This is a genomic window from Labrys okinawensis (genome assembly GCF_002982075.1).
Taxonomy (GTDB): Bacteria; Pseudomonadota; Alphaproteobacteria; order Rhizobiales; family Labraceae; genus Labrys; species Labrys okinawensis_A.
The window spans coordinates 44,758-64,210 of the sequence record NZ_PUEJ01000011.1 but is presented as its reverse complement, the minus strand read 5'-3'; the positions used below and the strand labels follow the sequence as shown (position 1 = coordinate 64,210).

17 protein-coding genes and 2 pseudogenes are annotated in these 19,453 nt (G+C 60.4%); 13 read left to right on the top strand and 6 right to left on the bottom strand.

Annotated elements, in window-relative coordinates:
• Window positions 1-118 precede the first annotated feature (118 nt).
• The 9 genes from C5L14_RS24875 (at window position 119) to C5L14_RS24835 (ending at window position 9,516) form a co-directional block, all read left to right on the top strand.
• Window positions 119-1,276: a transporter substrate-binding domain-containing protein gene (locus tag C5L14_RS24875; protein ID WP_245443574.1), complete on the top strand. Its 1,158-nt coding sequence runs from the start codon at window positions 119-121 to the stop codon at window positions 1,274-1,276.
• Window positions 1,276-1,932, top strand: a complete 657-nt coding sequence (locus tag C5L14_RS24870) for an ANTAR domain-containing response regulator (protein ID WP_105864767.1) — start codon at window positions 1,276-1,278, stop codon at window positions 1,930-1,932. Before C5L14_RS24875 ends, C5L14_RS24870 begins: the two co-directional genes overlap by 1 nt.
• A gap of 21 nt (window positions 1,933-1,953) precedes the next feature.
• Entirely contained in the window at window positions 1,954-3,195 is a 1,242-nt protein-coding gene (locus C5L14_RS24865) for an urea ABC transporter substrate-binding protein (protein ID WP_105864766.1), read from the top strand.
• Window positions 3,196-3,312: 117 nt separating this feature from the next.
• Entirely contained in the window at window positions 3,313-4,185 is an 873-nt protein-coding gene (locus C5L14_RS24860) for an ABC transporter permease subunit (RefSeq protein WP_105864765.1), read from the top strand.
• 18 nt (window positions 4,186-4,203) lie between these two features.
• Window positions 4,204-5,268, top strand: coding sequence for a branched-chain amino acid ABC transporter permease (locus tag C5L14_RS24855; RefSeq protein WP_105864764.1), 1,065 nt, complete (start codon window positions 4,204-4,206; stop codon window positions 5,266-5,268).
• Window positions 5,268-5,984 (top strand): ABC transporter ATP-binding protein, encoded by a 717-nt coding sequence (locus C5L14_RS24850; RefSeq protein ID WP_105864878.1) that lies wholly within the window; start codon window positions 5,268-5,270, stop codon window positions 5,982-5,984. Before C5L14_RS24855 ends, C5L14_RS24850 begins: the two co-directional genes overlap by 1 nt.
• Window positions 5,977-6,684, top strand: coding sequence for an ABC transporter ATP-binding protein (locus C5L14_RS24845; protein ID WP_105864763.1), 708 nt, complete (start codon window positions 5,977-5,979; stop codon window positions 6,682-6,684). Before C5L14_RS24850 ends, C5L14_RS24845 begins: the two co-directional genes overlap by 8 nt.
• A gap of 24 nt (window positions 6,685-6,708) precedes the next feature.
• Complete coding sequence (locus C5L14_RS24840; RefSeq protein WP_105864762.1) at window positions 6,709-7,713, top strand: acetamidase/formamidase family protein; 1,005 nt, start codon at window positions 6,709-6,711, stop codon at window positions 7,711-7,713.
• 84 nt (window positions 7,714-7,797) lie between these two features.
• Window positions 7,798-9,516: a nitrilase-related carbon-nitrogen hydrolase gene (locus C5L14_RS24835; RefSeq protein WP_105864761.1), complete on the top strand. Its 1,719-nt coding sequence runs from the start codon at window positions 7,798-7,800 to the stop codon at window positions 9,514-9,516.
• Between the two features lie 21 nt (window positions 9,517-9,537).
• Here C5L14_RS24835 and C5L14_RS24830 read toward each other — a convergent pair whose 3' ends face one another.
• From C5L14_RS24830 to C5L14_RS24815, 4 genes and pseudogenes are all read right to left on the bottom strand, one after another.
• Complete coding sequence (locus C5L14_RS24830; RefSeq protein ID WP_105864760.1) at window positions 9,538-9,753, bottom strand: hypothetical protein; 216 nt, start codon at window positions 9,751-9,753, stop codon at window positions 9,538-9,540.
• 256 nt (window positions 9,754-10,009) lie between these two features.
• Window positions 10,010-10,771 (bottom strand): helix-turn-helix transcriptional regulator, encoded by a 762-nt coding sequence (locus C5L14_RS24825; RefSeq protein WP_105864759.1) that lies wholly within the window; start codon window positions 10,769-10,771, stop codon window positions 10,010-10,012.
• 560 nt (window positions 10,772-11,331) lie between these two features.
• Complete coding sequence (gene ispC / locus C5L14_RS24820; protein WP_105864758.1) at window positions 11,332-12,519, bottom strand: 1-deoxy-D-xylulose-5-phosphate reductoisomerase; 1,188 nt, start codon at window positions 12,517-12,519, stop codon at window positions 11,332-11,334.
• A gap of 123 nt (window positions 12,520-12,642) precedes the next feature.
• Window positions 12,643-13,533, bottom strand: a pseudogene (locus C5L14_RS24815) (flavodoxin-dependent (E)-4-hydroxy-3-methylbut-2-enyl-diphosphate synthase); the annotation flags it as partial.
• Between the two features lie 664 nt (window positions 13,534-14,197).
• On the opposite strand from C5L14_RS24815, the gene ispH reads away from it, so the two are divergent.
• The 4 genes and pseudogenes from ispH to C5L14_RS24795 form a co-directional block, all read left to right on the top strand.
• The gene (gene ispH, locus C5L14_RS24810; protein ID WP_105864756.1) at window positions 14,198-15,121 is read left to right on the top strand and encodes a 4-hydroxy-3-methylbut-2-enyl diphosphate reductase; all 924 of its coding nucleotides are present in this window, start codon (window positions 14,198-14,200) and stop codon (window positions 15,119-15,121) included.
• A gap of 177 nt (window positions 15,122-15,298) precedes the next feature.
• Window positions 15,299-16,066 carry a polyprenyl diphosphate synthase gene (gene uppS, locus C5L14_RS24805; RefSeq protein WP_105864755.1) on the top strand — a complete coding sequence of 256 codons (768 nt, stop codon included), beginning with the start codon at window positions 15,299-15,301 and terminating at the stop codon, window positions 16,064-16,066.
• Between the two features lie 51 nt (window positions 16,067-16,117).
• Window positions 16,118-17,164, top strand: coding sequence for a terpene synthase family protein (locus C5L14_RS24800; protein ID WP_105864754.1), 1,047 nt, complete (start codon window positions 16,118-16,120; stop codon window positions 17,162-17,164).
• Window positions 17,165-17,340: 176 nt separating this feature from the next.
• A pseudogene (locus C5L14_RS24795) lies at window positions 17,341-17,526 on the top strand (IS481 family transposase); the annotation flags it as partial.
• 301 nt (window positions 17,527-17,827) lie between these two features.
• Here the strand turns inward: C5L14_RS24795 and C5L14_RS24790 are convergent.
• Window positions 17,828-18,421, bottom strand: coding sequence for a DJ-1/PfpI family protein (locus C5L14_RS24790; protein WP_105864753.1), 594 nt, complete (start codon window positions 18,419-18,421; stop codon window positions 17,828-17,830).
• 62 nt (window positions 18,422-18,483) lie between these two features.
• Window positions 18,484-19,434 (bottom strand): substrate-binding domain-containing protein, encoded by a 951-nt coding sequence (locus tag C5L14_RS24785; RefSeq protein ID WP_105864752.1) that lies wholly within the window; start codon window positions 19,432-19,434, stop codon window positions 18,484-18,486.
• Window positions 19,435-19,453 lie beyond the last annotated feature (19 nt).

The window sequence follows — 19,453 nt, the reverse complement described above, 5'->3', positions numbered from 1 at the left end:
TATGCGTCATATCTGATTACATTTCCAACAGACGAGTGCGTTCTGCACACGTGCGGTTGGTGGCACGGACGCCCACGGCAGACCAGCCGCTGGGCGTTTTTTGTTTTGGAATGGGCTTATGTTGGCAAGAAGGCATCGCATCGGCGTGATGTTCTCGACGACCGGCTCTTACAGCGTGGTCGCGCGCTCCATGCTGAACGGCGCTTTGCTGGCCTTCGAGGAGATATCTCGGTCGTTTCCGGATCTCCGGCTCGAGCCTGTCGTGGTGAACCCTGGCGGCGACCTGGCACGCTATGCCGAGCACAGCCGGCAAATGATCAGCAACGGCATACGCCATGTGGTCGGGTGCTATACGTCATCGAGCCGCAAGGAAGTGATCCCCTGCTTCGAGAAATACGACGCCCTGCTATGGTATCCCTCGCACTATGAGGGGTTCGAGACCTCGAACAACGTCATCTACACGGGCGCTTCGCCCAACCAGCACGTGCTTCCGCTCGTACGCTACATGCTGGCCAATTTCGGCTCGAATGCCTTCTGCGTCGGGTCGAACTACATCTGGGCCTGGGAAAACAATCGCATCTTTCGCGAGGCCATGACGGCACAGGGCGGCAGGGTTCTGGCCGAGCGCTATATCGCGATCGGCGATACGGAATTCGGGCAGGTCGTCGACGCTATCCTCTCGGCCCGCCCCGATTTCGTGTTCAACAACCTCATCGGCGAGAGTGCCTATGCCTTCTTCCGTGCGTTTCGATCGGCCTGCCGGGAGCGCGGCATCGACCAAGCCGCGCAGATCCCGATCGCCAGTTGCACGCTCTCCGAACCGGAGCTGGAGGAGATCGGTCATGAAATGGTCGATGGCCATTTGAGTTCGTCTGTCTATTTCTCCTCGCTGAAGACCCCGGCGAACAAGGCATTCACCAAGGCCTACGAGCAGTCTTTCCCTAACGGTCCGGCCGCATCGGCAGATGCCGAGGCCTCCTACATCGCGGTGCAGTTGCTGGCGCGCGCGCTGTCGGCGGCAGGCACGGACGAGGTGTCCGCTGTCAAGAACGCCGTCGCCCGCCAGAGGCTCTCAGCACCGCAGGGCGAGGTCTGGATCGATCCTCAGACATTCCATGCCTGGCTCACACCGCGCATTGGCCGCTCGAACCAGAAGGCGCGCTTTGACGTGATCGTCGAGGAGGCCGGCCCCATTCAGCCCGATCCCTACCTCGTTCAGTCTTCTCCACGATATGCCGTTGTCTCCCATACGCCAAATTTAAGGGTCGCAAAGTGATGGTTGCTCGTCTCCTCCAGAACTTCAACGGCAGCAGGGCCCTGATCGCTACCACCAACCGCACTGCCGTCGAGGCTCTCGAGATGACACTTGCGAAATTGGGGGTGACCAGCGAGTTCCTCGCCTCCGCCGATGGCCGCGTCGACTTCGACATGGCGAGTTTGAAGGCGGAGCGGGACATCCTCTTCGTAGACGGTGATCTGGAAGGCACTCTTCCCTTGGAGACCGAAAGCGATTCACGCCTGCCGCCTGCGCCAGTGATCGGGCTGGTGGGCGTGGAGGCGCCGAGCCGGCTCAAGCGTCTTGTCAATCTCGGCGCGACGGCCTTCCTGCGCAAGCCGGTGCACAGCTCGGCCATCTACACGGCCCTGTTCCTGGGCGTGAACCAGTTCCTGCTGCGCAATGACATGCAGAACCGCCTTGACGACATGGAGAGACGGCGGCGTGGCCGCCGGTCGGTGATCAAAGCCGTGCTGACGCTGACCGCACAGACCGGCATCGATGACGACGAAGCCTACAACCGGCTGCGGCGTGAAAGCATGCGTTTGCGTGTCAGCCTGGAAGAATACTGCGAGGAGTTCCTCGGCAGGTGGGCGGCAACGCCCAAAATAACGGTACGCGAAGGGCCTTCCGGCCGGCGTGCCGAGACAAAATAAGGTCGACAGAGGAGAACTCACATGACTGGGAAGGCCAAAAGGGGGCTGCGAGCCGCAGCCCTCACGGGGACACTTTTGCTCGGCGTGTCCCAAGCGCTCGCCGCCGACCCGATAAAGCTCGGCGTACTGGAGGATCAATCCGGCGACTTCGCCGTCGCCACCATCGGCAAGGTCCATGCGATCCAGCTGGCCGCCGACGAAATCAACGCCAAGGGCGGCATCGCGGGGCGTCCGCTGGAACTGGTCGTCTACGATACGCAGTCGGACAACACGCGCTACCAGGAATTCATGCGCCGCGTGCTGCAGCGCGACAAGGTCGACGCTGTCTTCGCCGGCTTCTCGTCAGCCTCCCGCGAAGCCTATCGGCCGATCGTCGACCAACTGGACGGATTGGCCTTCTACAACAACCAGTATGAAGGCGGGGTCTGCGACTCCCATATGATCGTCACCGGGGCAGTCCCCGAGCAGCAATTCTCCACTCTCATTCCCTGGATGATGGAGAAATACGGCAAGAAGGTCTACACCCTCGCCGCCGACTACAATTTCGGTCAGATCTCCGCCGAATGGGTGCGTAACATCGTCAAGGAAAATGGCGGCGAAATGGTTGGCGAAGAGTTCATCCCGCTCGGCGTCTCGCAGTTCTCCCAGTCCATCCAGAATATCCAGAAGGCCAAGCCTGATTTCGTGGTGACGCTCCTGGTCGGCACGGCACAGGCCTCCTACTACGAGCAGGCCGCGGCAGCGAATGTCGGCCTGCCGATGGCTTCGTCGGTGAATGTGGGCCAGGGCTATGAGCACAAACGCTTCAAGCCGCCGAGCCTGAAGGACATGTATGTCACCACCAACTACATCGAAGAAATCGACTCGCCATCGAGCAAGGATTTCCTCGCCAAGTTCAAGGCGAAATTCCCGAGCGAGCCCTATGTGAACCAAGAGGCGGAGAACTCCTACCTGGCCGTCTATCTCTACAAGCAGATGGTCGAGCGGGCCAACGGCTCCACCAAGCGTGACGATCTACGCAAGATCATCGCACAGGGCGACGTGTGCATGGATGCGCCTGAGGGCAAGGTGTGCCTCGATCCCAAGAGCCAGCACATGTCCCACACGATCTATCTGGCGAAGGTCGGGGCGGACCATTCCATCACCTTCCCCAAGGTGTGGCAGGACATCAAGCCCTACTGGTTGGGCGATGCCGGCTGCGATCTCACCAAGAACGATCCGCAGGCGCAGTACACCCCGTCCAATCCTCCTCCGAAATCCTGAAGCAGGGCATCGACAGTCTGGTCCGGACCGGGCACCGCCACTATGGCCGCGCCCCTTCCGGGCCTCTCGCCCGCCTTGCAGGCGGCCTGAACCTCGAAATCAGGATTGTTCCCCCCGATGGACGTCGGCACATTCATCTTTTCCTCGTTCTACCAGTTCGGCGATGCCTTCGCCTTCCTGGTTCTCTCCGCCTGCGGCCTCGCCGTCATCTTCGGCATGATGGGCGTGATCAATCTCGCCCATGGCGAATTCATCATGTGCGGTGCCTATGTCACGGTTTCCGCGACCCATGCGGGGCTTCCCCTCCCCTTGGCCATCTGCGTGGGCGCCCTGGCGTCGGCAGCCGTGGGAGCGCTGGTGGAAGTCGTCATCATCCGCCATCTCTACCACCGGCCGCTCGACACCATCGTCGCGACATGGGGGCTAAGCCTGATCGCCACGCAAGGCACATTGATCGTGCTCGGCTCGACGATGGCGGGGGTCGGGACGCCTTTCGGCAGCTTTCAGGTCGCCGACTATTCCTATTCGCTCTATCGCGTCGTGCTCTTCTGCATGGCGATCGCGGTGCTTGCCGGCCTCTATGCCCTCTTTAACTGGACCCGCTTCGGGGTGATGGCCCGAGCCACGATCCAGGTACCGCATATGGCCGCGGCACTCGGTATCGATACGCGTCTCGTCTACGGTCTGACATTCGCTCTGGGAGCAGGCCTGGCCGGGCTGGCCGGCGGGCTCTATGCACCGACGATGACGCTGGTGCCGACCATGGGCACGACCTTCATCATGGAAGCCTTTGTCACGGTGGTCGCCGGCGGGGCAGACGTCTTCCTTGGAACGGCCCCGGCCGCGGCCATACTTGCCGTCGTCAAGTCGGGCATGACCTCCTGGCAGGGGCAGCTCTTCGGGCAGATCGGACTGCTGATCGCCGTCATCATCGTGATCCGGGTTCTGCCCAAGGGCATTTCCGGCTTCATCCTGCGCGAACGGGCCTGAGACGGGGAGAGGGGCATCATGAAAAGTCTCCTGCGTTTCCTGGACCGTCTCGAAGGTCCGCAGACAATGGGAAAAGGGCCAGCATTCTGGATCGGCTTCCTGGCGGTACTGGGCGCGGCATGCGCCTACCCTGCCTTCAGCGACGGCTACACGGTCGGCAATACGGTCTATTTCTTCACCTGGGTCTTCATGGCCCTCGGCCTCAGCCTCATCTGGGGTTATGGCGGGGCACTGAGCTTCGGACAGACGGCCTTCTTCGGTATAGCCGGCTACAGCTACGGCATTCTCACCATCAATTTCGGGGCGAACTTCGGCTTCACCCTGGCTGCCGTCGTGCTGGCAGTCGCGTTCACGGCCGCCTTTGCCGCCTTGCTCGGCTACTTCCTCTACTTCGGCCGCATCACGGGGGTCTTCCTGGGCATCGTCACGCTTTCCGTGACGTTGGTGCTTGAGCGCTTCATGGCGCAGACGGCCGGCCCGGAATGGCACATCGGCAAGGCCCGTCTCAACGGCTTCAACGGCATGAGCAACATGCCTCCCCTGACCATTCCCTGGCCGGGCGGCAGTATCGTGCTGTTTCCCGACATCGGCCTCTATTATGTCGTGCTCGGCCTGCTCGTGGTGACCTATCTGGGCCTGCGCATTCTGGTGAATTCGCGCTTCGGCAATGTGCTCGTCGCGATTCGGGAGAATCCCGAGCGAGCGGAAATGCTCGGCTACGACATCCGCAAATATCAGCTCGGCGCCTTTGTGATCGGGGCCGGTCTCGCAGGGCTCTCCGGCGTCCTCTACACCAGCTGGGGCCAATACATCACACCATCCAGCATGGGCATGACCGCCGCCGCCCTGCCGGTGATCTGGGTGGCCGTCGGCGGCCGCTCCGACCTGACCTCCACTCTCGTGGGGACGCTGGTCGTGCTGTCGGCATTCCAGACCCTCACGATCTACGGCAGCCAATATGCCCTGGTCGTCATGGGCTTGCTGCTCGTTCTCACCGTCCTGATCGCACCACGAGGCCTCGTCCTGTCCGGCGCCGATCTGGTGGGGCGGCTCCTGCGCGGACGCAAGGAAGGAGGGGTATGATGCCGATGCTCGAAACGCGCGCTCTGAACAAGCATTTCGGCGGCCTGCATGTCACCAACAATGTCGACCTTCGCCTGGAAGCCGGGGAAGTGCATTGCCTGATCGGCCCTAACGGCGCCGGCAAGAGCACGCTGTTCCGCCTCATTCTCGGCGAGCATGTCCCCAGCGACGGGCAGATCCTGCTGGCGGGAGAGGATGTCACGACCCTCAAGCCGTTTCAGCGGATCCGTCGCGGCATGAGCGTGAAATTTCAGGTACCCGGCATCTTCAAGGCACTGAGCGTTCGCCAGAACCTCCAGATCGCCATGCAGCATCATTTCGATCCATCCGCACTGTCCGCCGAGATCGATCGCCTCCTTGATTTCCTCAATCTCGGCCCGGAAGCGAGCCAGGCCGCCGGCAATCTCAGCCACGGGCAGAAGCAATGGCTCGAGATCGGCATGGCGATCAGCCTCAAGCCTCGGCTTCTGCTTCTGGACGAGCCGACCGCAGGCATGTCGCCCGAGGAGACCCGCGCCACCGGCGAGATGGTCAAGCGCCTCAATGCCGACGGCATGACCGTCCTGGCGGTCGAACATGACATGGCCTTCGTCCGCCAGGTCGCCCACAAGGTCACCGTTCTCCATTTGGGGCAGGTCTTCGCCCAGGGCTCGATCGACGCGATCGTCGCGGACGAACGCGTGGCGGCCATCTATCTGGGACAAGCTCATGCGTAAGGAAGTCCTGCTCTCCACTCTCGGACTTCGTGCCGGCTATGGCGGCAAGCCTGTCCTCCAGGGCCTCGACCTGGAAGTGCGCGAGGGCGAGATCGTTGCCGTCATCGGCCGCAACGGCGTGGGCAAATCCACGTTGATGAAAAGCCTGATCGGCTTGATCCCCGTCATGGACGGCTCGATCGTCTATCGCAGTACGCCCATCAACGACCTGCCCGCCCACAAACGGGCGCGACTGGGCATCGGCTATGTTCCTCAAGGGCGAGACGTCTTTCCGCGCCTGACGGTCGCCGAGAACATGGCGGTGGGCGCCATGCGCAATCCTGTCGGCGCCGGCAGCGAGCGCGTGCTAGGCCATTTCCCGATCCTGCGCGAGCGCTGGAGCCAGCGTGCAGGTACCATGTCGGGAGGACAGCAACAGCAACTGGCCATCGGCCGCGTGCTGGTAGCGGAGCCTTCCCTGGTCCTCCTGGACGAACCCTCCGAGGGCATCCAGCCCAACATCGTTCAGGACATTGCCGGCATCATGGTCGAACTCAACCGGGCGACCGGCGTCACCATCGTCCTGGTCGAACAGAACATCGACATGATCCGAGCCATGGCACAGCGCTGCTACGTCATGGACAAAGGCCGCATCGTCGCGGCGCTCGATCGGGAAGACCTCGCGGACGGCGAGGCCATGCGCCGCCATCTTGCCGTGTGATCCCACCTTCAAAAGGAGAAGACTATGTCATCGACCCAGACGCCGTGGCTCGACCAATCCATCATGGCGCGCAAGGGCGTCGCCAGAGGCAAGGCGGGAACGTCCCACACCATCACCGAAGCCGAACAGGGCAAGTACCATTACGTCTACGGGCCCTATGTCGAACCCGTCCTTTCGGTTGATCCCGGCGCCGTCATTTCCGCCGAGACACATGACGCTTTCGAGGGACGCATCCGGCATGAGACCGACAAGCCGACGCAGATCCTCAATTTCCCCTATCTCAATCCGCAGAATGGGCCGATTTTCGTGAACGGCGCAGAAAAGGGCGATACGCTCGCAGTCTACATCAAGAGCATCGTCCCCCGAGGCCCCCAGCCGCGCGGCACGACGCTGATCATGCCCGAATTCGGCGGGCTGGTGGGGACGGGTGACACCGCGCTGCTCAACCCCCCTCTACCCGAGCGGGTCAAGAAGCTCCATGTCGATGCCGATATGGGCACGAGGTGGAACGACAAGATCACCCTGCCCTATGAGCCTTTCATCGGCACGATTGGTACATCGCCGGAGATTGAAGCGATATCGGCCCTGCAACCCGACTATTACGGCGGCAACATGGATCTGCCCGATGTCGGCGTGGATGCGGTGATCTACCTGCCGGTCAACACAAAGGGTGCCCTTCTTTATCTCGGCGACTGCCATGCGGCGCAGGGCGACGGCGAGCTCTGCGGCGTTGCGATCGAGCATCCGACCGTCACCACCGTGCAGGTCGACCTGATCAAGAACTGGACGATCAAGTGGCCGCGCCTCGAAACCCGGGACTTCATCATGACCATCGGCTCTTCCCGGCCCATGGAAGATGCCGCGCGCATCGCCTACCGCGAGTTGGTTCGCTGGATGGCGGCCGACTACGGCTTCGAAGATATCGATGCCTATATGCTGCTGACCCAGGCTGGGCGCGTCCGTCTCGGCAACATGGTCGATCCCAAATATACGCTGGGTGCTTCCATCAAGAAATCCTTCCTGGGCTGACGCCCCTCCCACCATGCCCGATCCAACCGGCTAAACGGCGCGCACCGGCGCGCCGGATGCCATAGTCTTGCCTGAAGGTGCCAGATGCCGATCCTCCACAAGGTTGCCGCCGTCCAGTTCGAGCCGACGATGTTCGAGAAGGACCGCAATATCACCGGCCTGATCGGCTTGGTAACGGAGGCGGCCAAGGCGGGGGCCCGCCTGATCGTCACGCCCGAGATGGGCACCACAGGATATTGCTGGTTCGACCGGGCCGAGGTCGCCCCCTTCGTCGAAACCGTTCCCGGCGCCACCACCGCGTGCTTCGAGACCGTTGCCCGGACGCATGACTGCTACATCGTGATCGGCATGCCGGAAGTCGAACCATCGAGCGGGCTCTATTACAACACTGCAGTACTGATCGGACCAGAAGGTGTGATCGGCAAGCATCGTAAGACGCATCCTTACATCGCGGAGCCCAAATGGTCCGCGCCCGGCAATCTCGGGCATCAGGTCTTCGAAACGCCGATCGGGCGCATTGCGCTTCTGATCTGCATGGATATCCATTTCATCGAGACCGCGCGCATCGTCGCACTGAAGGGTGCCGACGTCATCTGTCATGTCTCCAACTGGCTGGCCGAACGCACGCCTGCACCTTATTGGATCAGCCGCGCCTTCGAGAACGGATGCTATCTGATCGAGTCGAACCGTTGGGGACTGGAGCGTACCGTCCAGTTCAGCGGAGGGAGTTGCGTGATCGAGCCAGACGGCTCGATAGCTGCCGTCATCGATGCGGGCGACGGTATCGCCTATGCGACGATCGACCTCGAACTGGCGCGCGATCCCAGCGTGCTGGGGCGCAGAGTGCTCGAACAGCGCCGGCCTGACCTCTACAAGGAACTGCCGACCACAACCTATGCCTGGAATCCGCTGGATTTCTTCGGTCTCTATGCACACCGCCCTCTGCCGCCGGGACGCAAATCCCGCGTCGCGGTTGCGCAATTCTCTCCCACCGACGACGTGGGAGAAAATCTGGCACGCATCGAGGAAATGGTTGTCGCCGCCACGCGCGACAGGGATGCAGACCTCATCGTTTTTCCGGAGCGCTCGATCACCGGGCTGGGGCAAGGTCTGGCCGAAAGCCTTTCCGGGCCTGCTGTGGAGCGGCTGCTCTCGATAGCCGCGCGGGAGAACATCTATATCGTAGCGGGCATGGCGGAGAGCGCGGACGGGCGCGTCCACAATACGGCAGTGCTCGCCGGTCCCGAAGGGCTCATCGGCAGCTATCGCCAGATCCATCCGACTTCCGAAGATCGCAATTGGGCAACGCCAGGGGAGGACTGGCGGGTCTTTGATACCCCGCTTGGACGCCTGGGCCTCTTGATCGGCCACGACGCGATGTTCCCCGAGGCAGCCCGCATTCTGTCACTGCGCGGCTGCGACCTGATCGCATGTCCAGCGGCCATGCGAGAGCGCTTCTACGCCAGTCACCCAGGCTCGGCGATACATCAGAACTATCCGATCCCGACCGGAGCAACTCCCGACCATTGGCACCATTTCCGGGTGCGGGCCGGCGAGAACAATGTCTTCTTCGCCTTTGCCAACATTGCCGACGAACTCAACGGCTTCCCCGGCAGAAGCGGCATATTTGGTCCTGACACATTCGAGTTTCCCCGACGCGAAGCGCATGCGGGTCCCGGCACCTCGCTCGCCTCTGTGAATATCGACACCAGCAATCTCGACACCCGTTACCCGACCAATGTCGTACGGCGCAAGGATATGATGGCAATGCGCCTTCCACATCACTATCTCGACCTCATATAGCGCCGCGACCACTCGCTTGGCTCACCCGCGGCGGTAAAAACATTGCCTACCACCGGCGCCGGTGCGGCGGACATTGCCGGCAAACGCCGATCGCGTCCAGCCATTGCGCAGCGACAACCAAATGTTGAACCTCAGGGGATCGGAGAGATAGGTGCCCGGCACGAAGAATTGCGATGCCAACTTCTCACGAGCAGCGGCTTCCGCGTGGACGGCGGCGACGCAGATCTTGTCAGGCATTCTTCTGTGCTCAAGGCTTCAAACATAATAACCACCCTGATGATCAGATCAGAACGGCAATTGATTTATGCTGGACTTGGTTGCGAGGCAGGGTTGTTCTTAAATTACGCTCTTTCTCAAATTATCGCTGCTTGTTGGAACAGATTTCTGCAGAGTGCAGAGGCAGGTTATTTGATGCAGCACCGTAATTCGGCTTCCTATGCTCCGGTGCAAAATATTTCCAAGATCTGGCACGCTACGCTCATCGTCCGTAAAACTATTGCAACAACCTGGCACGCATTGCCAGAACGAGCAGTTGCGACCGGTTGATGGCTCCTAGCTTCTCGCGGGCGGATAAAATGTGCTTGATCACGGTCGAGCGTGAGATGCCCATGATCCGGGCGATTTCCCAGTCCGTCTTCCCCTCCCCTGCCCATAGGATGCAGTCATGCTCGCGATGTGTGAGATGAAAGTCGAAATCGGGATCGTGTTTCCGTTCAATCGGCTCACATCCGCGTCTCAGCCCAATGAGATGGCCAACGGCAAAGCTCACCAGAAAGTTCAAAGCCGCTCTTTCTCTCTCATTGGCCTCGAAGCGTTCCCCACCGAGCGAAACGCCACATAGCTGCCCCTCGAGCGTGGTCACGGGGATCACATAACCTTCACGGAGCCGAAACTCCGCGGCTTCATCCCTCACGCGCTTCGACGCCGGTTCGGCCGCATAGCGCTCATAGGCCTGCGCCCATGTAAATGCCCCGGTGACAGTGCGCAGGCCGCGAACGATGGGGTCGCGGAATAAGTACCGCCGCTCGGCATAACGCATGGCCCAAGCTTGCGGAAACTTAAAGAGCAGTGTCCTTTCGGCGATATCGCTCTGCGGCAGCACGGGTTCCGGCGGCGGCACGAAGCCTCCAAAAACCGAACTGATACCGAACCGGAACGCAAACTCAAGGAGCACAGCCAGAACGGCGTTGCTGTCGTCGGCCCGCTCGATTGCTTCCACAAAACGCCAAGTCTCGGGTGTGTTGAGTACACGCATACGGCCGCACCTCGCAAAATAGCGACGTCGACAGGGCCAGTCCGATTGAAAGCGCACGAGCCCATAGCAAATAAACGATTTAGTAGTAACATAGCACAGAATTGGGTTGGGTTCGAATTAAAACTCATTTCTCCAATTCAAATCGGGATCCTCGATGTAGACATGCGCAAACGTGTGCCCTCATTATTCCATTCTGATATATATGCATATCTCCTACAGATAAATCGCTTTATCACTTCCCTATCTAGACAACGAACGCGGAATTGAAGACTTTCATGATGAACTTCACTGACGAGCCATAGTGTTGTATTCTGGCCGTCCAAGTATCTATATACCTCGTATATTATACAGAGTGCCTCCACCTGCGTCCGAAGTTTCAGAAAGGTGGCCCTAGGCCGCTTGCGCTCGCCCCATCTGATCGGCCGCCAGGTCGAGGCAGATTGCCGAAAGCAGTCCAACGGCGTCGGCGTAGGAGCCGCTTCCAAAATCCGCAAATGAAGCCATGAAGAATTTGTGTGGTGTGTCGACCAATGCTCCATGATCAACCAGCGCGTCCTCCCTCAGGCAGCACGCCGCGGCGGGTGCCCTTCAACTGCCTCTTCCGCGGCTTTGCGCGCGCGCCGATCCGCCTCCAGAATATGGTCCAGGTCCGAGAACTCTGGCTCGGGCAGGCGCTCCAACACGGCCTCCACCACCTCAGGGATCCCGCGAAAGCCGAGACGGCCATTGAGAAAGGCGGCAACCGCCACCTCGTTGGCAGCATTGAGGGCGACCGCGCCGCGGCCTCCCCGCACCACCTCGAGCACTAGCTTCAGGCAAGGGAAGCGTGCAAGGTCGGGTGGCATGAACGTCAAGCCGCCGCTTATCGTCAGGTCCAACGGGGCGACGCCGGAATCGATGCGCTCGGGATAAGCCAGGGCGTGAGCGATCGGGATGCGCATATCGGGGTTACCCATCTGCGCCAGGACGGACTGGTCGGCATAGGCGACCATCGAATGGACGATGCTCTGCGGATGCATCACCACATCGATACGTTCCGCCGGCATGGCGAATAGCCAATGCGCTTCGATGACCTCCAGCCCCTTGTTCATCATTGTCGCCGAGTCAACAGAGATTTTTCGTCCCATTGACCAGCGCGGATGGGCGCAGGCCTCGTCTGGCGTGATGGTATCGAAGGTTTCCAGGGGCCGGTTGAGGAAGGGGCCGCCGGAGGCGGTGAGGATCAGCCGAATGGCGCCACCGCGCAACCTGGCCTGTTCCGGATAGCATTGGAAGATCGCATTGTGCTCGCTATCGACCGGCAGCAGCCGCGCGCCCGCCCTCGCCGCCGTCTGCATCAAGAGTGCGCCGGACATCACCAGCGCCTCCTTGTTGGCGAACAAGATTTTCTTGCCGGCGCGAGCAGCCGCCAGGGTCGGCTTCAATCCGGCGGCTCCGACGATGGCGGCGACCACGGTATCGCAGGCCGCGTCGCGCGCCACCTCGCACAGGGCTGTCGGGCCATGGCTTACTCGGATCGGCAGCCCAGCATCACGCAAACGGGCTTGCATCCGGCTGGCGCGCTGGCCGTCCGCGACAACCACGACCTCGGGGCGAAATGCCACGCATTGGGCGAATAACCGCTCGAGGTTGTTGTGAGCCGTGAGCGCGAAAACCGAAAAGCGCTCGGGATGGCGCGCGACGATGTCGAGTGTGCTGGCGCCGATAGAGCCGGTTGCACCCAGGATGGCGATACGCTGCGCAGGCACGGCAGGTCTCCGCTACGGGGCTGAAATCGGCATGAGCCGACCCGCGCCAGAAGACGCCGGGGCTTCGACCTGATCACGCCGTTGGCGAAGGCCGGCCAGGCGGGCCTGGGCGTTGCCATCGCGGCCGTAACGGGCGGCAACGTAGATTTCCACCAGTTGCGTAAATTCGCTGGCGATGGTGTCCCCCTTGAGCGTCAGAACACGCTCGCCATCCATATAGACCGGCGCGGCGGGCCGTTCATCCGAGCCGGGGAGCGAAATGCCGATTTCCGCCATCCGGCTCTCGCCTGGCCCGTTGACGACGCAGCCCATCACCGCGACATGCATGTCCTCGACGCCCGGGAAGCGCGAGCGCCAAGCCGGCGCCTGCAACCGCAGCCAGGCTTCGATCTGGCCGGCCAGTTCCTGGAAGTATGTGCTGGTGGTGCGCCCGCAGCCGGGACAGGAGGTCACCATGGGGGTGAAGGAGCGCAAACCCATGGTCTGCAAGATCTGTTGGGCTATGCGGACTTCGACCGCCCGGTCTCCCTTGGGCTCGGGCGTGAGCGAGACCCGGATGGTGTCACCGATACCCTGCTGCAGCAAAATGCCGAGCGCGACCGAGGAGGCGACGATGCCCTTGTGGCCCATGCCGGCTTCCGTCAAGCCCAGATGCAGCGGATAGTCGCAGCGCGCCGCAAGCTCGCCATATACGTCGACGAGATCCTGCACCTGGCTGACTTTGGCAGACAGCACGATGCGGTTCGCCGGCAGGCCGACCTCCTCCGCGCGTGCAGCGTTTTCCAGGGCCGAGACAATGAGAGCCTCGCGCATCACCGCACCCGCCTCGCGCGGCTGAACACTGCGGCCATTGGCATCCATCATGCGTGAAAGCAGCGCCGGGTCGAGGCTGCCCCAATTGACTCCGATGCGCACAGGCTTGTCGAAACGGCAAGCGACCTCGATCATCCGGCAGAACTGCTCGTCGCGCTTGGCACCTCGGCCGACATTGCCTGGATTGATACGATATGACGACCATAAGCATGGAAAACTCCCTGATCTTCATGCCAGGGCGAGTAATCCATGTTGTAGCCAGGCGTGGTATGGGAACAAATACCCATTGATATCGAGCGTTATCTTTATCTGCGATTCGAAACGCTCAGCCATACTCCCGGCAAGCCAAACAAGAGCCAAAATCGGAATTTCGTTCCTTGCCGCACATTTACAATGGTCATTTGTACCCATATTCGCGCGAGTGATTTCCGTTATATTTGCGCACATAGACATCCCAAGGTCGCCCATGGTTGTTCTATCGCAACCCTTCATCGAGACGACGTGGCGTTGACATCAACCGCTCACATCACCAAGAGGTCGACATATCGGTGCACGAAACACCGTTTATCGCCCTTGAAGACGACACATGGCCCTCACGCGACGCGCGAGGACCGGATCCCCCCGAGACATGGGTGAATCCGTCGGAGCAACAAGCGAACATTTTTGATAGATCGATCAATTATGTGGATTGAAGTGCCGACGATTGCCTGAGGTTGCGCAGGAATCGAGAGCTTTTGTGCTGATCCGCGCCCCTACCCGCGCTCCTGCAGCCACCTAACCGTTCCAACCGCTCAGGGCGATGTTCAACATTGCGTAGCGCGTCCGGCCAGCTTGTCCGACCTCTTTTTCCTCGAAGGGGCTCATCATGCGCGTCATCCTTGCTCAACCCCGAAGTTTCTGCGCGGGTGTCGTGCGCGCAATCGACACGGTCGAGCGCGCACTCGAATTTCATCGCGCGCCAGTCTACGTTCGACATGAGATCGTTCACAACAGGCATGTGGTCGAAGACCTTGGCGCCCGAGGAGCCATCTTCGTCGACGAACTCGATGATGTCCCAGAGGGTGCCGTCACAGTATTTAGTGCACATGGCGTCAGCCGTGCGGTCGAAAACGAAGCGCGCGAGCGCGGCTTGCAGATACTCGACGCGACCTGTCCTCTCGTCGCCAAAGTTCACGAGCAGGGCCGCCGCTATGCCGCGAAAGGCTACTCGGTCATCCTGATCGGTCACGCGGGACACCCGGAGGTCATCGGAACGCTTGGTCAGGTTCCAGCACCCGTGACACTCGTACAGACCCTGGCCGACGTCGCGAAGCTGCCATTTGCGGGGGATGCCCCGCTCGCCTATATCACCCAGACCACCCTGGGCGTGGACGACACGCGCGGCATCATCGAGGCGCTGAAGCAACGCTATCCACAAATCGTCGGTCCAGACACCCGCGACATCTGCTACGCAACACAGAACCGTCAGACCGCCGTGCGTGAGCTTTGCCGGCACGTCGACGTGATGCTGATCGTCGGCTCCAAAAACAGCTCGAACACGCGGCGCCTGTGGGAAATTGCGACAGAAGTCGGCGTCCGCAGCCATCAGCTCGAAGACGGGAGCGAGTTCCGTACCGAATGGGTGAACGGCGCAGAAACGATCGGCATCACCGCCGGCGCATCGACTCCCGAAGCGATGGTGCAGGACGTGATTGCGACGCTCAAACGCCTGACCGGGAACGTCTCGATCGACGTTCTGCCCGGCAAACAGGAGCGGGTTTCGTTTCGTCTACCGCAGGAACTCGTTTGACACCGTAGAGTGAAGGCCACGAACAGCACGGGATCCGTCGCTCGGGTATGGTAACAAGTGACCATTGTGCATGGCGCCCCGTCGACGCATCGATGTGGCCGGCGATTTCATTCGGCCATTACGGCGTGATCGCGCTTTTCGGTGCCCTACTTCCAAATCTGACGGCGAGAGATAGCCATGGCATTGCAGGTCCTCGACACCACTGCAATTAATACCTTCCCCGGGCTTGATCCACCGCGCTCCGATCAGGGCCGCTCGATCCGACATCTGGCCGTCATCCTGGACGGCAATAGGCGATGGGCCCGCCGTCTAGGCTTGCCGACGACCGAGGGTTATCGGGCAGGTGGGAGAAACGTGCATGCCCTGTTGCCGTGGTGCGTGGACGCGGGAATCCCGATGGTGACGTTGTGGCCGCTGTCCCTGGACAATCTTAATCGAGATGCTCACGAACTGAGCGGCTTGCTGGCTGTCATCGTCGACATAGTCGACGAGCTGGCCGCGAGCGGGCTTTGGCGCCTCCATATCATTGGTGAATTGAACAAGCTTCCAAGGCCACTCGCGGCGCGCATCCGCACTGCCGAGCAGAGCACGGCGCAGGTCGAGGGAATCGACGTCAATATCGCCATTGCCTATAGCGGGCGACACGAATTGCTGCAGGCGATCAGAGCTTTGATCGAAGAGCACGTTGCAAGAGGCTCCTTGCAGGAATTGCTGGTAAATTTGAGCCCAGAACTTATCGCGAGAAGACTATACACGGCCGGACAGCCCGATCCGGATCTGATTATCCGGACGTCCGGTGAACAACGCTTGTCGAACTTCATGCTTTGGCAGACCGCCTATTCCGAGTTCTACTTCACGCCGGTGTACTGGCCTGCTTTCGGTCGCGGCGATTTCGAAAGCGCCATCGCCGCGTTCCAACGGCGGCACCGGCGCTATGGCATTTGATCCCTCTGAAGCAATTCACCTTCGGACGGAACCGCTGAGAGCCATACCATCATGCCCTACGCAGAGTTTGCCATCCCTCGCCTGTCGAACACGCCCTTTGATCCGAAAGCCGTGAGCGCGACCGACGAGGCCTGGCTGAAAAGAATGGGGCTGCAGACGAGTGATCCGCGCGGATCAGGTTGGCTCATCGGCGGCTCGACATATGTCTCACTGACCTGGTCGAATTTGCCGGAGCGTGCCTCACGCATCGGCGTCGACCTACTGACCAGCATGGGTATCTTCGATGACATCTGCGATCAGGTGATCATCGGCCCCCAACAAATTCGCGATTATCTCGCTCCCGTTTTCGCATTGACATGGGATCCGGACGATTCAACCGCGGATCACGAGAATCCGCTGGCTCGTACCTTCGTTGATCTCTGGTCCCGAGCATCGTCAGGTAGATCGGACCATTGGCGCCGGCGCGCCCAAGGCCATTGGCGTGAGTTTTTGAACGGCTGGATCATTCAAGCGGATTGGCGCGAGTCGGGGACCCGACCGAACCTCTACACCTTCTGGGAAGCGCGCAGGCAAGTACTGGGCGTGCGTGTCATGCTCGACTATCTGGAAGCAGCCTGTGGCTACGAAATCGATCCTCGTGTCATCAACCACCTCACCATTCGGCGGCTATGCGATCTCAGCGTTGACGTCGTTTTCTTGGTCAACGACACCTTCTCCTACGAGCGCGAAAAACATTTCCAGGAGGCCAACAACTTCCTCATGGTGCTGGAGCGAGAGAGAAATTGGTCTCTCGATCAGGCTGTTGGAGAATGCCAGCGCTTGGTTCGGGAAGCATATCGAGAATTCCACCGGCTTCGGTCGAGTTTGCGGCAGATCGCCGTCATGCCCGGATATTGCGGCGAGAAAGAATGGGAGCAATTGGAGCACTACATCGGCATGTGGCACGATATCATGCGCGGCAATTACGACTGGCACCTCTTCATGTTCGAATTGCGCGAGCGTTACTGCGGCAATGACTTTGAAGGCTTAAACTATCTTGAACAAGTTCTCCCGCTGGCCTCCAATCGGGCTATTGCGGTGGACAGCGCCCGAAGCTGAGCAGCCAGGCTCGTAGAAGCGATCCCGCTCGCGGCCATCTGCGCGTCACGCATCCTCCCAACCTTCCTCGTCCGCGAAAACCATATCGCGGAACCCAAATGCGCGATCGTTACGACTGGATGGTTGATCCCACGCTTTGACGGAGCAACCTTGTTTTCCGAATCAAGGGATGCGCTATGGGCCAGGTTCTGCTTGGGGGCACCACGACGACAAAGGCGGTCCGTCGAGCGATACAGCATAGTCAAGAGAGCCTGAGGACGCTGGCCAAGCGCTACGGCATCAATCAGAAGTCCGCCAGCAAATGGAAGAATCGGACCTCGGTCGCTGATCTGCCGACCGGCCCGAAGGAGCCGCGATCGACAGTGCAACCTGAACGCTTCAGTCTCAATCCGATCCAGCAACTGCCGGGACGAAACATCTCGCTCGAGGCAAAGCTCAGGGGCGCGACATGTGGCACAGTGTTCTTGCCTTGCAAGTGTAGCCGCAACTTGATGTCCCGGTTGTGATTGCCGAAGCCGCGGCCGAAAATGTTGACACCGCTCCTGGCAGAAAAACACCTCGTCCCGCTCCCAATCGAAGACGATCCCGCCAGCGGCCTCCTGGTCGGCAAGGATACCGGGACCAGGAGGAGCCAACGCCAAGCCTTGCGCTGGCTCCTTTCTTTCAGCTATGGCGAATTTCGGTGCCCAGCACCTTGAGGCATTCGCGAATGAAAGCCGCAAGCGCCGTCCACCCCTTTGCGGAAACCATGGTGCCGTCGACGTAAGCTTCGGTTGGCGACAAGTCGACATAGGTACCGCCTGCCAGGGTCACTTCCGGCTCGCACGCACCGAGCGCACCGACTTTCTTGCCACGCACCACGCCGTCGACGGCCACCAGGATCTGGACGCCGTGGCAGATGGTAAAGATCGGCTTCTTCGTCTCGTGGAAATGGCGAACGATTGCCTGCACACGTTTGTCCGTGCGGATATATTCCGGGCCGCGACCGCCCGCGCAATAGACTGCGTGATACTCGTCGAGCTGCTTTTCGGCCTCCGAGAATGTCTTGTTGATCGTGAAGAAATGACCAAGCTTCTCAGTATAAGTCTGGTCGCCCTCGAAATCATGGAGCGAGGTCTTGATCAGTTCGCCGGCTTTCTTGTCAGGGCAGATGACATGAACGGTGTGCCCCATCGCTTCCATCGCCTGTTGGTAGACATAAATCTCATACTCCTCGGTGAATTCACCGGTGAGCATCAATATCTTCTTGCCTGGCATGGCTCTTCCTCTTCGCGTACGGGATGTGGGGCGACTTCTGCAGCCCCTTGGTCAGATCGCGGCTAGAACGGTGAATCGGGGAAATAATATTCCTTGGCATTGGCCTGCGTGATCAGCGGGGCGTCGAGCTTGACCGAACCGCGGACCGGGGCCTGGCCAACGAACTGGGCCACGGACATGTAGATCGCGGTCTTGATCATGGAAGGTGGATAAGGGGTCTCGATCGGCGTCATGGCATCGCCATCGATAACCTTCTTGACGATGTCCTTCATGCCGTTACCGCCGAGCGCATATTTGATGTCCTTGCGGCCAGCCTGTTTCACGGCCTCGAGCACGCCGAGCAACATGTCGTCGTCATTGGCCCAGACGGCATCGATCTGAGGATATTTGGACAGGTAGTCCTGCATCAGCTTGAAGGCATCGTCGCTGTTCCAATTGGCGTATTGGATGTCGAGGATCTTGAGCTGGCTATCCTTGATGCCGTCCTTGAAGCCCTGGATGCGCTCGTCATCGATCACGGTTGGAATGCCACGCAACACAACGAGGTTCCCCTTGCCGCCAAGCTTGTCGACCAAGAACTTGGCCGTGGTCTTTCCGACCGCGATGTTGTCGCCGGCGACATAGAGATCCTGAATAGTGGGATCGTTGAGCCCGCGGTCAACCACGGTGATGAAGGAACCAGTATCCTTGACCGCCTTGACGGGCGTCGTCAGTTCCTCGGAAGAATAGGGCAGGATCACCAACGCATCGAGTTTGCGGGTTGCCTGGAGATCTTCGAGCGCACTTACCTGGGCCGCCGCGGACGGCGAAGTCTTGACGATAACTTCGACATCAGGGAATGCCGCGTTGATCTCCTTGGCAGCAGCCTGAGCGTGGTAGACGACCCCCGCGGTCCAGCCGTGATCGGCAGCCGGGATCGATACCGCAATCACCTTCTTGTCCGCCCCCAGCGCAGGGCCCGCAATCAGCAGCGAGCCCACCGCGGCGGCTACAATCCATTTTTTGTTGAACATGGCTTCCTCCCCGGAGTTT